The following is a 14,540-nucleotide window of genomic DNA, read 5'->3' as shown; positions in this document are numbered from 1 at the left end:
ACTCCAATCCATGAACCCTGTTGATACATTGAATCTGGATTTCCGCGCCCTGGGCACCTTCCTCGCGGTTCTGGACGAAGGCAGCGTATCCCGGGCGGCGGTGCGCCTGGGCGTGACCCAGTCGGCGGTCAGCCATACCCTGGAGCGGCTGCGCCAGGCCCTGGGTGACCCGCTGTTCGTCAAATCCGGCCGGGGCATCGCGCCCACCCGCTATGCCTTGCTGGTGGGCCCACACATCCGCCAGATCCTGGCCGACCTGCAGGCGCTGCCGGCCGGCCCGCCGTTCAGCCCCGCCACCGCCGACTTCACCTTCACCGTCGCCGCCAACGACTACCAGCGCGACCTGCTGCTGCCGGGCCTGGTCCGCAGTCTGCGCCAGCAGGCACCGGGCATCCGCCTGCACGTCATTCCCTCGGGCATTCCCTCCGCCGAGATGCTACGCCGGGACATCTGCGACCTGATCATCTCGCCGCACGCACCCGAGGCCACGGACATCATGCAACGGGGGCTGATGGCGGACCGGATGGTGGTGTTCTACGACCCGGCCCGGCGGCCGCCGCCGCGGGACCTGACCGACTACCTGAAGGCGGATCACATCGCCCTGGTGTTCGGCACCGGTGAAAAACCGGCCCTGGAGGGGGCGCTGAAGGCGCGCGGGCTGGAACGTCGCAACGTGGTCACGGTGTCCAACTTCTCCGGCCTGCCCGAGTTCCTGCGTGGCACCGATATGCTGGCCACCGCGCCGGAGCGGATGAGCCGGCACCTGCTGCGGGACTTTGCCTGGGTGCCGCTGCCGTTCGAGCACAAGCCCTTCACCCTGCTGATGATTTGGCACAGCCGCAACCAGAACGATCCGGCCCACCGCTGGCTTCGCAACCAGGTGAACGCGGTGGCGGCCACCATGAACGGGCTGAACGAATAATCAATCAATTTTGCTCATACGTTGTATGAGCCGCCCCACCATTCTTTTCCCCAGCGACCGCCCCTAAACTGCCAACGCATGACTCACCCGACCGGAACTCCGATGTTTGCACTGACCAGTGTCTGGACAACCCTGCTGCTCGCCGCCGCCGTGGCCCTGGGGCCTCTGGCCACGGACATGTACCTGCCGGCGCTGCCGCAGATCGGCGCGGATTTTCACAGCGGCACCGACCAGGTGCAGCTGACCCTGAGCCTGTACCTGGTGGGCTTTGCCCTGGCGCAACTGGTGTGTGGCCCGCTGGCCGACCGCTTCGGCCGCAAGCCCATCATGATCGGCGGCATTCTGATCTTTGCCCTGGCCAGTGTCGGCTGTGCCCTGGCCGACAGCATCGAGACCCTGCAGCTGTGCCGGTTCCTGCAGGCCGTGGGTGGCTCCGCCGGGCCCGTGCTCGGACGCGCCGCGGTGCGCGACATCTATACCCCGCGCGAGGCCGGCCGGATCCTGGCGATCCTGGCCAGCCTGATGGCCCTGGCACCGGCGCTGGCCCCCACCCTGGGCGGCGCGCTGCTGGCTCAGCTGGGCTGGCCGTCCATCTTCCTGGCCCTGGCCGCCTATGGCCTGCTGGTCACCGGCCTGATCGCCTGGGGCATGCCCGAGCCCCTGCCCCGGGCCTATCGCCAGCCGCTGCGGCCCGGCCACCTGCTGCGCAACTACCGGACCCTGGTCATTGATGTCCGGTTCCTCGGCTACACCCTCACCAACGCCGCCATCTACGGCGGGCTGTTCGCGTTCCTGTCCGGATCTTCCTTCGTCCTGATTGATTTTCTCGGGGTCGAGCCACAGCATTTCGGGCTGTATTTCGCCTGTATGGTGGTGGGCTACATTCTCGGCAATCTGGCCTCCGCCCGCCTGAGCCGTCAGCTCCTGGCCGACCAGATTCTGGTCCGTGGCCTGCTGGTGGCAGTGACCGGCGGCGGCGCCATGGCCATTCTGGCGTACCAGGGCGTTCACACGGTCTGGGCGGTCATCCTGCCCCAGACCCTGTTCATGATCGGTGCCGGCATGCTGCTGCCCCAGGCCCTGGCCGGTGCCCTGGCCAACTTTCCCACCATGGCCGGCTCCGCCTCGGCGCTGTTCGGTTTCATCCAGATGGCCGTCGCCGCCGGCGCCGGCGCCCTGGTGGGCCGTCTGCACGATGGCACGCCCCTGGTGATGGCCAGCATCATCGCCGCCTGCGCCGCCATCGCCCTGGCCTTCCACATGCTCCTGGTCCAGCGCCGCCCGGCGCGCGGTTTCGAGCCACGGCGGGCCCCGGGCCAGTCGCCCCTGTGAACGGCCGTGCGCCCCTGAACGGCGGGGATGACAGTGCCCGTCTTCCACACTAGTCTATGGGGAGTAGCACGGCACAACGCCAACCCGAATCAACAAGGAGCCACCATGAGCAAGGTTACCCTGGACGGCAATCCCATCGAGCTGAGCGGCACCTTCCCGCAGCCCGGTGACAACGCGCCCCCCTTCACCCTGACCAACAGCGGCCTGGAAGACGTGAAACTCGAACACTGGGCCGGCAAGCGCAAGATCCTCAACATCATCCCCAGCATTGACACCGGCGTCTGCGCCACCTCCACTCGCAAGTTCAATGAAAAGGCCGGAGGCCTGGACAACACCGTGGTGCTGGTGATTTCCGCCGACCTGCCGTTCGCCGCCTCCCGCTTCTGTGGTGCCGAGGGACTGAAGAACGTGGAAACCCTGTCCACCTTCCGCAATTACAGCTTCCAGCAGGACTACGGCGTCGCTATCCAGACCGGCCCTCTCGCCGGCCTGTGCGCCCGCGCGGTGGTGGTGCTGGACGAGAACGACCGGGTCCTGCACAGCGAGCTGGTCAGCGAAATCAAGAACGAGCCCGACTACGACGCGGCCCTGCAGGTGCTCTGATCCTGCCCCCGGCACGCCCCGCCTCGCGGTGGCGTGCCGATCGTCGTATACTGCGCCCCCACACCGTCTGACCCGACACCACATCCCTTGAGCACGACACACCCCCCTCACAGCCTGGGCCGGCAACTGGCGGCCATGACTTGGCCAATGCTGTTCGGCGTCCTGTCGCTGATGACCTTTCAGCTGGTGGACAGCGCCTTCATCGGCCAGCTGGGCCGCGACCCGCTGGCGGCGCTCGGTTTCACCCTGCCGATGCAGCAGCTGATCATCGGCCTGCAGGTGGGGCTGGGCATTGCCACCACCGCCATCATCGCCCGTACCCTTGGTGCCGGCGACCCTCTCCGGGCCGAACGCCTGGGCGGCCTGGTGGTGGCGCTGGGGGGACTGCTGGTGTTCGGGCTCTGCCTTGCACTCTGGTGCCTGCAACAGCCGATCATGGCGGCCCTGGGCGCCGAGCCCGCGCTGTTGCCGCTGGTCCGGAGCTACTGGCTACCCTGGCTGGTGGCGGCCTGGAGCGGCGCCATGCTGTACTTTGGCTACAGTGTCTGCCGCTCCCACGGCAACACCCGGCTGCCGGGATACTTGATGATGGCCACCAGCCTGGCCAACATCGGCCTGGACTACCTGTACATCTTCGAGTTCGGCTGGGGGCTGCCCGGGGCCGGCTGGGCCACGGTCACCGCCTTCGCCCTCGGCGCGCTGGTGATCTACCCGGCCCTGGCCCGGCGCCACTGGCTGCGCTTCGACCTGGCCCGGCTGAACTTGGGGCAGGCGCTGCGGCAGCTGACCGGCATCATGGCACCGGCCATGGTCAGCCAGCTGATGCCGCCGGTGTCGGCGATGCTGGCCACCGCCCTGGTGGCCGGGTTCGGGTCCGCATCGGTGGCCGCCTGGGGCCTGGGCACCCGGCTGGAGTTTTTCTCCATCGTGGTGGTACTGGCCCTGACCATGTCGATGCCACCGATGATCGGGCGCATGCTCGGCGCCGGCGAGATCGAGCGCATCCGCCAGCTGGTTCGGATCGCGGTACGTTTCGTGGTGGCCTGGCAGCTGGCCATCGGCCTGCTCTGGCTGGTGCTGTCCGGGGTCGCCGCGCACCTGTTCAGCAGCGACGTGTCGGTGCGCTCGGTGCTGCAGGACTATCTGTTGCGGGTGCCACTCAGCTACAGCGGCCTGGGCGTGTGCATGCTGATGGTGTCGGTGTGCAACGCTCTGGGCCTGGCGCTGCGGGCACTGACCATCTCCGCCCTGCGGCTGTTCCTGTGCTTCCTGCCGGCGCTCTGGCTGGGTGGCTGGCTGGGCGGCATGCCCGGGCTGATGAGCGGCGCTTTGCTGGGCAACCTGGCCGCCGGTCTGCTGTCCTACCGGCTGTATCGGGCCGGCATGGCCCACCTGCGTCGGCCGCCGGTTGCGGCCGACGCCTGAGCCACGCCCGGCGGGCGCGCCAAGACGAAACCGGCAAAATCCGGTATCGTGCGAAGTGGACCCAACACGCCATCGCCAAAAGACGGGGAAACCATGGACATCCGCCCTGCCGCCACGCTGGTTCTGACCCGGGACACCGCCGAAGGCCCGGAGGTGCTGTTACTGCAACGCAGCTGGAACGCCGCGTTCCTGCCCGGTTACTTCGTATTTCCCGGCGGCGCCGTGGACGAACACGAGCCCGGGGGGCGAGCCCATGCCCTGGGCCCAGACGACGCCGAGATCAGTCAGATCATGAGCTTGGACGAGGGCGGGGCCGACTACATGCTGGCCGCCGTACGGGAGTGTTTCGAGGAGGCCGGTATCCTGCTCGCGGTGGACCGCCGGGGCCGCCTCATCGACGCCGACCACCCGGTGCACGGTGACCGCCAGGCCCTGTTCGAGGGCCGCCTCAGCCTCGCCGACCTGTGTCGGCGCCATGACCTGATCCTGCCACTGGACCGGCTCGCCTACCTGAGCCACTGGGTGACACCGCCGGGGCCACCGCGCCGGTTCGATACCCGCTTCTTCGTCGCCCGTGCCCCGGAGGGCCAGATCGCCAGTCACGACGGCGTCGAGACCATCGACCACCTCTGGATCCGGCCTACCGAGGCCCTGGCGCAACACCGCGAGGGGCACCGGCTGCTGGGGCTGCCCACCCTGCGCACGCTGCGCCTGCTCAGCGACTTCGACAGCACCGAGGCCCTGCTGCGCTACGCCCACGCCCATCCACCGGAGGCGCACCCGAACCAGCCCTGGCCGGCCCGAAAGCAGGGCCGGCCGGTGTTGCTGGAGCCAGGGGCCCCGGCCTACGACGAAGCGGTCAAGTTGGACCCGGAAGGCGAAGGCAGCACCCGGGCGGAGATTCTTCCGGGCGAACCGGTGGCCATCGCCGCCGGCGTGCTCCGCCTGACCGCCCCCAACCCCGGGCTGATGACCGGCCCCGGCACCAACACCTACCTGCTCGGCCACGACCGTTTCACGGTGCTGGATCCGGGGCCGGACGACCCGACCCATGTGGCGCGCATCCTTGAACTGACCGGCGGCGTCATCGATCAGGTGCTGGTCACCCACACCCACCGGGACCACTCCCCCGCCGCCGCCACGCTGAAGGCCCGCACCGGTTGCCGCCTGTTTGGCTGGCCGGCGCCGCCGGGCAGTGCCCAGGACACCCGGTTCCGGCCGGACGACCAGCCCGGGCATGGCGACCTGATCGCCACCGAGGCCGGTATCCTGAAGGTGCTGCACACGCCGGGGCACGCCTCCAATCACCTTTGCTACCTGCTGCTCGAACAGGGCCTGCTGTTTTCCGGCGATCACGTCATGCAGGGCTCGACGGTCGTGATCAACCCGCCGGACGGTGACATGAAGGCGTATCTGGACTCGCTCTACGACCTGCTGGCCGAACCGCTGCGCACCCTCGCCCCGGCCCATGGTTTTCTCATGGCTCAGCCGGAGTCGGTGATTGATTTCCTGATCAGCCACCGGCTGTCCCGCGAACACAAGATCGCCCGGGCCCTGGCGGCACTCTCGCCCGCTCCCCTCGAGGCCGTAACGGCCCAGGCCTACGACGATGTCCCGGCCGCCATCCACGGCTTGGCGGCGCGCTCGGCGCTGGCGCACCTGCTCAAGTTGCAGGCGGATGGCCGGGCCCGGGAAGTGGACGGCCTGTGGCAGCATCTGGCGCCGGCGGGCCGACCCTAGCCCCCGGGCCGTCATGACGGTCGTATTAAACCTTTGTCACAGCGGTATCCCGTTCGGCCGGAAAGCCTCTATCCTTGGCCTCCGACGCAACCCGAGGTGAAATCCCCATGCCCCATGCGACCCGCACCCCCCACTCCCTACCCCCGCTGCTGCTGGCCTGGCTGCTGCCGGTCACGACCGGTGGCGCCTGGGCCGAGGCCGGTGCTCCGGCCAACGCCGCGACACCGGCGCTGGCCATTGCCGAGCTGGCAGAGGACGAAAATGTCGAGGACGTGGAACACTCCGCGCCGCTGGCCGGCGGTGACACCACCGCCGATGCCCCGGCACCCGCCGCCGAAGCCGAACCGGTGGCGGAGCCTCCGGCGCGCAGGGTGGCGCCCCATGTCGACCTGAAAGAGGTGGCTCCGGCACCCGCGCCGGAATCGACACCGGCGCCGGCCGCCGCCCCGCCGGCCGGAACCGACACAACACCGGCACCGGCGGACCCGCCGGTGGCCGCCGAACCGCCACCGCCCGCTGCGGCCGGCCGTTTCGCCCTGCTGGGCAACGAAGTGCTGCCGGGCACATCCACCCGCCTGGCCTGGACCCCGAACATCCAGATCGCCGGCCTGTCCCAGACCACCCCGGTGCTGGTGGTGAACGGCGCCCATGTCGGCCCCACCCTGTGCCTGACGGCAGCCGTCCACGGCGACGAACTCAATGGCATCGAGATCGTCCGCCGCACCCTGTATGACCTGGATCCGGAGAAACTGAGGGGGCGGGTGGTGGGCATCCCCATCGTCAACCTGACCGGATTTCACCAGGGCAGCCGCTACCTGCCCGACCGCCGCGACCTGAACCGGCATTTCCCCGGCTCGCCGGACGGCAGTCTCGCCGACCGTGTTGCCCATTCGCTGTTCGAAAACATCATCCGCTACTGCGACATGCTGGTGGACATCCACACCGGCTCCCTCAAGCGGACCAACCTGCCCCAGATCCGGGCGGACATGAACAACCCCGAGGTGGCAGCCTTCACCCGGGGTTTCGACCGCATGGCCGTGGTGCACAGCACCGGTACCCCCGGCATGCTGCGCACCGCCGCGGTGGCCGCCGGCATTCGCGCGGTGACTCTGGAAGCCGGGGAGTCTCACCGCATCCAGGAGCATCAGATCGAGGCCGGCGTGAACAGCCTCACCAGCCTGATGGAAAAGGAGGGGATGATTTCGCGCATGTTTGTCTGGGGCGAGCCGGAGCCGGTGTACTACGACTCCACCTGGGTCCGGGCCGACCACGGCGGCATCCTGTTCAGCGAGGTGGCCCTCGGCGACACCGTCTCGGCGGGTGAAATCCTGGGCTACGTAGCCGACCCCATCACCAACGCCCAGTACCCGATCCGCTCCTCCGCCGACGGCCGGATCATCGGCATGGCGGTGGACCAGGTGGTGATGGCCGGTTTTGCCGCCTACCACATTGGTACAGAGGCGGAAGTGCCAGGAGAGTAGTATCCTAGGCAATTTTCAGCGATACCCCCTGACACTCGCAGGAGATTGCCGTGACATCCAAAACCACCACCCAATCCCTCTGGCTGGCCTATTTCGGACTGGTGGTCACGCCCCTGTTCTGGGCCGGCAATGCCGTGCTGGCCCGCGGCACGGTCACGCTGCTGCCGCCGCTGTCCATGTCGTTCTGGCGCTGGGTCATCGCCCTGGCCATCCTGTTGCCGGCGGGACTGCCGGGCCTGCTCCGGCACCGCGCGGTGCTGCGCCGACACCTCGGCACCATGCTGGTGCTGTCCACCTTCAGCGTCGCCGCCTTCAATTCGTTGCTGTACTACGCGGCCATCACCACCAGCGCCACCAACATCGCCCTGATCAACGCCACCATTCCGATTTTCGTGGCACTGCTGGCATGGCTGCTGCTGGGGGACCGGACACGACCGCTGCAGGCTCTCGGGATCGCCCTCGCGGTGCTGGGCATTCTGGTGGTGGTGGCGCGGGGCCAGTGGTCGGTGCTGAGCGGTCTGCAGATGCAGGCCGGCGACCTGTTGATGGTGGCGGCGGTGTTCTGCTGGGGCCTGTTCTCGGTGCTGCTGCGGCGCCACGCGGTGCCGGTACCCGCCCTGACCTTCCTGACCGCGCAGGTGCTGCTGGGTACCCTGGTGCTGCTGCCGGTCTACCTGGTGGACCTGCTGTTCATCAGTGGCGGCTTCGAGCTGTCCGGCCGCACCCTGCTGCCACTGCTGTACTTCGCCATTTTTCCGGGCATTCTCGCCTACGGCTTCTGGAATCACGGTGTGCACACCCTTGGGCCACGGAGCACGGCCCTGTTCATGTACCTGACGCCGGTGTACGCCTCGGTGCTGGCGGGTCTGTTTCTGGACGAGTCCCTGAGCTGGTATCACCTGGCCGGCGGCGCCCTGATCCTGCTTGGCCTGGTTCTGGCTACCCGGATCGGCCGGCCAGCGCCGCCTCGATCCGCCGCAGCACCGTCTTCAGAGTCCGGCGTGGACACCCGATGTTCAGACGCATGAAGCCCCGGCCCGGCTCGCCAAAACTGGCGCCCGGATTCAGGCCCACACCCGCGTTCTGCACGAAGAAGCGCTTGAGGGCGGCATCCTCCAGCGCCAGTCCGCGGCAGTCCAGCCACACCAGGTAGGTACCCTCCGGCACACACGCCGACAGCCCCGGCAGGTCCCGGTTCACCCGGGACACCAGCCAGTCCCGGTTGTCCCGCAGGTAAGCCAGCAGCTCGTCCAGCCAGGGGCCACCGTGCCGGTAGCCCGCCTCGAAGCCGGCCACGCTGAAGGGGTTGCACTGGGGCAGGTGCATGCCTTCAAACACCGAGGCGATGGCCCGCCGAAGCCCGGCATCGGGGACCACCAGGGCGGACAGGCCCAGACCGGGCATGTTGAAGGTCTTGCTCGGGGCCACCGCCGTGACCACCCGTTCGGCGGCCCCCGGCAGGCTGGCCAGCATCCGGTGGCGGGGGCCGCCCGGGTAAACCAGATCGCAGTGAATCTCGTCGCTGAGAACCACCAGGTCGTGGCGCCGGGCGATGTCCAGTACCGCCGCCAGCTCCTCCTCGCGCCACACCCGGCCCACCGGGTTGTGGGGGGAACACAGCAGCAGCACCCGCGCCTCCGGCCGGGCGGCGCAGGCCTCCAGGTGTTCCAGATCCATGCGGTAATGCAGCCGGCCGTCCCGGTCGGTGTCGGCCACCAGCGGATTTTCAATCAGGGATCGCCCGGTCAGGCGTGCCGCGCCGAAGAACGGCGGGTAGACCGGCGGCTGCACGATCACGCCCTCGCCGGCACCGGCATAGGCCAGGCAGGCGGCGTGCAGAGACGGCACCACCCCCGGGGCCATCCGTATCCAGTCGCGCTCGATGGCCCAGCCATGGCGGTCGCGAAACCAGTCGATCATGGCCTGGTACAGGCTCTCCGGGAACAGGGTGTAGCCATAAACGGGGTGATCCGCCCGCTGCCGCAGGGCACGGGTCACCGCCTCCGGCGCGGCGAAATCCATGTCGGCCACCCAGGCCGGGATGACATCGGCACGGCCGAACACAGCCGCGCGGGCATCGTACTTGACCGAGTCGGTCTGCGCTCGGTCGATGGGGTCGTCAAATCTGGACATGGTACGGGTTTCTCCCTGAGTCAAGGCCAACCTTGGCCTTTGGTCGAAGGCGCCGTCAAGCCATTTGCCAATCGGCCGGATACTTGCGAACCTAACCGTTTTGATACCCGACCCGACACCAGCCGGAGCCATCCCCCGATGATTGGCCAGATTCTCTCGACCCTGTTGCCCGTTTTCGTCATTGCCGGATGCGGCGCCCTGTACGGCCGCTACCGTACCCCCGACATCCGCGGCCTGAACCTGCTGAACATGGAGCTGTTCGTGCCGATGCTGGTATTCGCGGTGCTGGCGGACCAGAAGGCGCCGTTGCAGGACTACGGCTGGCTGGCCCTGGGCGGGACTCTGGTGGTGCTGGGTTCGGGGCTGTTGCTGTATCCCCTCGCCCGGTGGCTGAAGCTGGACCTGAAAACCTTCCTGCCACCGATGATGTTCAACAACTCCGGCAACATGGGGATTCCGCTGCTGGTGCTGGCATTCGGTGATGCCGCCCTGCCGGCGGCGATCGTGCTGTTCATCGTGGAAATGCTGCTGCACTTCTCAGTCGGCCTGTACATGCTGGACCCGCATTCGTCCCTGGTCCAGCGCCTGAAGCTGCCCATTGTCTTTGCCAGTCTCGCCGGCCTGGCGGTAAACTTCAGCGGGATCGCACTGCCCGGCTGGCTGCTGGAGTCGCTGAACATGCTCGGTGGCGTGTGCATTCCACTGATGCTGTTCGCCCTGGGCGTACGCATGCTCGATGTGGACTTCAGTGACTGGAAACTGGGGTTGCTGGGGGCCGTGGCCTGCCCCGCCAGCGGCCTGCTGCTGGCCTGGCCTTTCCTTGCCCTGATGGAACTGCCGGGGTTGCAGGTGGCCTGCCTGTGGGTGTTCGCGGCGCTGCCGCCGGCGGTACTGAACTACATGGTGGCGGAGCAGTACCGCCAGGAACCGCATAAGGTGGCGTCGCTGGTCCTGCTGAGCAATCTCGGCAGCTTGGTGGTGATGCCCATTGTCCTCGGCCTGGTGTTCGCCGCCGGCTACGTGTAAGGAATCCGACATGCAGCACGCGGTTGCCGTCGTCCGCGCCTTCCGTCCCAACTTTCTGATCCTCGCCCCCCTGTGCGCGGCCGGCGGCATTGCCGTGGCCTGGCGCCAGGGCGTGCCGCTGTCCGTGCTGGATCTCGGCCTGGTACTGCTCGGCGCCCTGCTGGCCCACGCCGCGGTCAACCTGTTCAATGAATACGACGACTTCCGCTCCGGGCTCGACCTGCTCACCCGACGGACACCGTTCTCCGGCGGCAGCGGTGCCTTGCCGGAAACGCCGGAAGCGGCCGGCGGCGTGCGGGCCGCCGCGCTCGGCACCCTCGCCCTGGTGGTCGCCATCGGCCTGTATTTTCTCTGGCACGCCGGCTGGCCCATGCTGGTGATCGGAATCGCCGGCCTTGCCCTGATCCTCACCTACACCCGCTGGCTCACCCGCCACCCGCTGTTGTGTCTGCTGGCGCCGGGACTGGGGTTCGGCCCGGTCATGGTGCTTGGCTCGGTGCTGGCCCTGGGGGGCCGGATCGACGCCATGGCCCTGCTGGTTGCCCTGGTTGCCCTGTTGCTGGTCAGCGAACTGCTGCTGATCAACCAGATCCCCGACGCCGAGGCGGACCGCCAGGTTGGCCGCCGCCACCTGGTGATCCTGGCGGGTCGGGACCGGGCAGCCCGGGTGGTGGCCCTGCTGTTGCTGGGCGGCTATCTGGTGGTCATCGCCGGGGTTGCCGCCGGCGTGCTGCCCGGCACCACGCTGTTGGCCCTGCTGCCGCTGCCAGCAGCGCTGTGGCTGGCGGCACGGCTGCCCGGCGCCTGGCGGGTGCCGGAACGGCTGCACCGGGTCCTGGGCACCAACGTGGCGGTGCTGCTGTCCACCCTGGCCCTGCTGGCACTCGGCCTGAGTCTCTGACCCCCGCTTGGCCCGGTGCCACCGGGCCCCGGCTTGCAACTGCCCGCGCTTTGACCGATGGTGTAAGGGCATACGGTCCCGCATTCCCTCACCCATGACAGGGAGGTTCGCCCATGAGTGTTCTGCTGCTGTTACTCAGCGCGTTGGTCCTGATCTACCTTGGCGTCGGCGGTACCGTCGCCGCGGTGGTGATGGCCGTCGCCACGGTCCTCGGGCTGATTCAGGACGACTGGCACCTGCTCAGCGTTCTCGCCGGCGGTGTCCTGCTGGCCCTGGCGCTGATCCTGGTGCTGCCCGGCGACCTGCGCCGGAACAAGCTCAGCCGGCCGCTGCTGGGCTGGGTGCGCAGCCGCCTGCCCAAACTCTCCGACACCGAGCGGGAAGCCCTGAAATCCGGCTCGGTGGACTGGGATGGTGAGCTGTTCTCCGGCCGCCCGGACTGGAACCGGTTGCTGGACGCGCAGCCAGCCCACCTGACCCAGGAGGAACAGGCGTTTCTGGACGGGCCGGTGGAAACCCTCTGTGCCATGCTCGATGACTGGAAAATCACCCACGAGCACTATGACCTGCCGGACAAGGTCTGGAAGTACATCCGCGAGCACGGCTTCTTCGGGCTGGTGATTCCCAAGGCCGATGGCGGTCTCGGCTTTTCCGCCACCGCCCATTCCGAGATCGTCATGAAGATCTCCACCCGCAGCGTCTCCACCGCGGTAACGGTGATGGTGCCCAACTCCCTGGGTCCCGGCGAGCTGCTGATGCACTACGGCACCGACGAACAGAAGCAGCACTACCTGCCGCGCCTGGCCAAAGGTGAGGAAATCCCCTGCTTCGCCCTGACCTCACCGGTGGCCGGTTCCGATGCCGGCGCCATTCCGGACAAGGGCATCGTGTGCAAGGGCACCTGGAACGGCGAGGCGGTGCTGGGTCTGAAGGTGACCTGGAACAAGCGCTACATCACCCTGGCGCCGGTGGCGACCCTGATCGGCCTGGCCATCAAGGTGTACGACCCGGACCACCTGCTGGGCGAGACCGACGAGATCGGCGTAACCTGCGTGCTGGTGCCCCGAGACACCGAGGGCGTCAACGCCGGCGCCCGGCATCTGCCCATGAATACGGTGTTCATGAACGGACCGACCTGGGGCACCGATGTATTCATCCCCATGTCCCAGGTGATCGGTGGCCAGGATATGCTTGGCAAGGGCTGGACCATGCTGCTGGAGTGCCTGTCCATCGGCCGCTCCATCTCATTGCCGGCCCTGGGCACCGGCGCCGGCAAGCTGGCCAGCCTGGCCACCGGCGCCTATGCCTACACACGGGAACAGTTCGGCCGCTCCATCAGCCAGTTCGAGGGAGTACAGGAAGCGCTGGAACCGATCGCCGGCTACACCTACATGATGGACGCCGCGCGCCTGTTGACCAGTGGCATGCTGGACCGGGGCGTGCGGCCGTCGGTGCCGTCGGCGGTGCTGAAATACCGCAACACCGACCGGATGCGGGAGGTGATCAATCACGCCATGGACGTGGTGGCCGGCCGGGGCGTGATCACCGGCCCGCGCAACTTCCTGGCCCGGGCCTACCAGGCGGTGCCCATCGGCATCACCGTGGAAGGCGCCAACATCCTGACCCGCAGCCTGATGATCTTCGGCCAGGGGGCGATCCGCTGCCACCCCTTCATCGTCCAGGAAATCGAGGCGGCCGGCATGGACGACGAGGAACGGGCGGTCCGCCAGTTCGACGGCACCTTCTACCGGCACCTGGCCCACACCACCCGCAACGCCCTGCGCGCCTTCCTGCTGGGCCTGACCCGGGGCTGGCTGGAGCCGGTGCCACGGCAGGGCGGCATCGCCGGCTGCTATCGCCAGCTGGCTCGATTCTCCGCCGCCTTTGCCTTTCTCACCGACGTGACCTTGCTGACCGTCGGCGGCGGTCTCAAGGCCCGCCAGCGCCTGTCCGGCCGCATGGCAGATGCCCTGGTGCACATGTACTATGCCAGCGCGGTGATCAAGCAGTGGCACGACGAGGGCTATCCCGAGGATCAGCGACCGCTGGTGACCTGGTGCCTGCAAACCTGCCTGCGCGACCTGCAGCAGTCCCTGCGCGCGGCCATCCTCAACTTTCCGGTACCGGCGTTGCGCTGGCCCCTACGGCTGCTGGTCTTCCCCCTCGGCGCCACCGGCCTGAACGGCCCCGACGACCGCCTGGGAACCGAAGTGGCCCGGACCATCGTCGACGACACCCCGGTGCGCGAGCGTATCGGCCGAGGCACCTACATCAACACCGCGCCGGACGACCCGCTGGGCCGCGTTCTCAATGCCTACCGGCTGGCCCGGGAAACCGCCGACATGCGGGCACGCCTGCACGAAGCCATCCGCAACCGCAACGAAGACGAGCTGGACAACATCGCCCTGCTGATGGGGCACGAACGCAAGGAACTGGTGGACTGGGCCTGCGCCCAGGGAATCGTGACGGCGGACGAGTGCCCGAAACTGGAGGCAGCGCTGACCGCGCTGTACGACGTGATCCGGGTGGACGCGTTCGACGGCGACGGCCTCAAGGCCCTGGCCCGGTGCGCCAAGGGCAAGCGCAAGGTGGTGGAACGACCGCCCCGGGAATAAGCCCGGGCGGCCGGCGGCGGTCAGTCGCGACCGTTGAGGATGTCCACGATCTCCCGGGTATCCCGGAGAATGGTGTAAACCCGGTCCTCGAGTTCCACCCGCTGGCGGCGGCCGTCCAGGTCGATGACCCGACCATAGCGGAGCAGTTCACGGTCCAGGTGGTCGCCACGTCGGTAATGCAGTTTCTTCTGCCAGCCCGGCGGCAGCGGCTCACCCCGCTGCACCTTTTTCTGCAACCCCGGCGGCAGGCCGGCGTCGTGGCCGGAATGTGCCAGGGCAACGGTGGGGAACAGCAGGATCGCGCACAGAACCGGTTTCAACAAAGCCTTCATCTCTTTCCTCGCATGGCAGTGACTTTGCCA

12 protein-coding genes are annotated in these 14,540 nt (G+C 68.1%); 10 read left to right on the top strand and 2 right to left on the bottom strand.

Translation table 11 applies throughout. From position 1 onward, the window contains the following. Nucleotides 1-10 precede the first annotated feature (10 nt). From BTO32_RS16735 to BTO32_RS16705, 7 genes are all read left to right on the top strand, one after another. Nucleotides 11-922, top strand: a complete 912-nt coding sequence (locus BTO32_RS16735) for a LysR family transcriptional regulator (RefSeq protein WP_076725807.1) — start codon at nt 11-13, stop codon at nt 920-922. A gap of 102 nt (nt 923-1,024) precedes the next feature. Then, nucleotides 1,025-2,254 carry a multidrug effflux MFS transporter gene (locus BTO32_RS16730; RefSeq protein WP_076725806.1) on the top strand — a complete coding sequence of 410 codons (1,230 nt, stop codon included), beginning with the start codon at nt 1,025-1,027 and terminating at the stop codon, nt 2,252-2,254. Nucleotides 2,255-2,359: 105 nt separating this feature from the next. Then, nucleotides 2,360-2,857: a thiol peroxidase gene (tpx, locus tag BTO32_RS16725; protein WP_076725805.1), complete on the top strand. Its 498-nt coding sequence runs from the start codon at nt 2,360-2,362 to the stop codon at nt 2,855-2,857. Nucleotides 2,858-2,992: 135 nt separating this feature from the next. Next, complete coding sequence (locus BTO32_RS16720) at nt 2,993-4,282, top strand: MATE family efflux transporter (protein ID WP_076725804.1); 1,290 nt, start codon at nt 2,993-2,995, stop codon at nt 4,280-4,282. A gap of 93 nt (nt 4,283-4,375) precedes the next feature. Further along, nucleotides 4,376-6,022, top strand: a complete 1,647-nt coding sequence (locus BTO32_RS16715; protein WP_076725803.1) for an MBL fold metallo-hydrolase — start codon at nt 4,376-4,378, stop codon at nt 6,020-6,022. A gap of 107 nt (nt 6,023-6,129) precedes the next feature. Then, a complete protein-coding gene (locus BTO32_RS16710; protein WP_076725802.1) occupies nt 6,130-7,503 on the top strand; it encodes a succinylglutamate desuccinylase/aspartoacylase family protein in 1,374 nt (457 codons plus the stop codon). Nucleotides 7,504-7,553: 50 nt separating this feature from the next. Further along, entirely contained in the window at nt 7,554-8,531 is a 978-nt protein-coding gene (locus BTO32_RS16705; protein WP_084206894.1) for a DMT family transporter, read from the top strand. On the opposite strand, the gene BTO32_RS16700 is transcribed toward BTO32_RS16705, so the two are convergent. Next, nucleotides 8,443-9,636: a MalY/PatB family protein gene (locus BTO32_RS16700; protein ID WP_076725800.1), complete on the bottom strand. Its 1,194-nt coding sequence runs from the start codon at nt 9,634-9,636 to the stop codon at nt 8,443-8,445. The genes BTO32_RS16705 and BTO32_RS16700 overlap by 89 nt on opposite strands. Nucleotides 9,637-9,774: 138 nt before the next feature. Between BTO32_RS16700 and BTO32_RS16695 the strand changes: the two genes are divergently transcribed. From BTO32_RS16695 to BTO32_RS16685, 3 genes are all read left to right on the top strand, one after another. Then, nucleotides 9,775-10,662: an AEC family transporter gene (locus BTO32_RS16695; protein ID WP_076725799.1), complete on the top strand. Its 888-nt coding sequence runs from the start codon at nt 9,775-9,777 to the stop codon at nt 10,660-10,662. Nucleotides 10,663-10,672: 10 nt separating this feature from the next. Beyond that, nucleotides 10,673-11,563, top strand: coding sequence for a prenyltransferase (locus tag BTO32_RS16690; protein ID WP_076725798.1), 891 nt, complete (start codon nt 10,673-10,675; stop codon nt 11,561-11,563). Between the two features lie 113 nt (nt 11,564-11,676). Beyond that, on the top strand, nt 11,677-14,178 hold the full coding sequence (locus BTO32_RS16685; RefSeq protein WP_076725797.1) for an acyl-CoA dehydrogenase: 2,502 nt from the start codon (nt 11,677-11,679) through the stop codon (nt 14,176-14,178). 20 nt (nt 14,179-14,198) lie between these two features. Here the strand turns inward: BTO32_RS16685 and BTO32_RS16680 are convergent, their stop codons facing one another. Then, nucleotides 14,199-14,510: a hypothetical protein gene (locus tag BTO32_RS16680; protein ID WP_076725796.1), complete on the bottom strand. Its 312-nt coding sequence runs from the start codon at nt 14,508-14,510 to the stop codon at nt 14,199-14,201. Nucleotides 14,511-14,540: the final 30 nt, after the last annotated feature.

The sequence above is a fragment of the Marinobacter lutaoensis genome (assembly GCF_001981305.1).
GTDB lineage: Bacteria > Pseudomonadota > Gammaproteobacteria > Pseudomonadales > Oleiphilaceae > Marinobacter > Marinobacter lutaoensis.
The sequence above is the reverse complement of the archived record's forward strand: the minus strand, read 5'-3'. Positions and strand labels throughout refer to the sequence as shown.

Excerpts from the sequence above, each read along its gene's own strand:
- BTO32_RS16735 (WP_076725807.1), top strand. The coding sequence starts at position 11 with ATGAACCCTGTTGATACATTGAATCTGGATTTCCGCGCCCTGGGCACC.
- BTO32_RS16730 (WP_076725806.1), top strand. The coding sequence starts at position 1,025 with ATGTTTGCACTGACCAGTGTCTGGACAACCCTGCTGCTCGCCGCCGCC.
- tpx (WP_076725805.1), top strand. The coding sequence starts at position 2,360 with ATGAGCAAGGTTACCCTGGACGGCAATCCCATCGAGCTGAGCGGCACC.
- BTO32_RS16720 (WP_076725804.1), top strand. The coding sequence starts at position 2,993 with ATGACTTGGCCAATGCTGTTCGGCGTCCTGTCGCTGATGACCTTTCAG.
- BTO32_RS16715 (WP_076725803.1), top strand. The coding sequence starts at position 4,376 with ATGGACATCCGCCCTGCCGCCACGCTGGTTCTGACCCGGGACACCGCC.
- BTO32_RS16710 (WP_076725802.1), top strand. The coding sequence starts at position 6,130 with ATGCCCCATGCGACCCGCACCCCCCACTCCCTACCCCCGCTGCTGCTG.
- BTO32_RS16700 (WP_076725800.1), bottom strand. The coding sequence starts at position 9,636 with ATGTCCAGATTTGACGACCCCATCGACCGAGCGCAGACCGACTCGGTC.
- BTO32_RS16695 (WP_076725799.1), top strand. The coding sequence starts at position 9,775 with ATGATTGGCCAGATTCTCTCGACCCTGTTGCCCGTTTTCGTCATTGCC.
- BTO32_RS16690 (WP_076725798.1), top strand. The coding sequence starts at position 10,673 with ATGCAGCACGCGGTTGCCGTCGTCCGCGCCTTCCGTCCCAACTTTCTG.
- BTO32_RS16685 (WP_076725797.1), top strand. The coding sequence starts at position 11,677 with ATGAGTGTTCTGCTGCTGTTACTCAGCGCGTTGGTCCTGATCTACCTT.
- BTO32_RS16680 (WP_076725796.1), bottom strand. The coding sequence starts at position 14,510 with ATGAAGGCTTTGTTGAAACCGGTTCTGTGCGCGATCCTGCTGTTCCCC.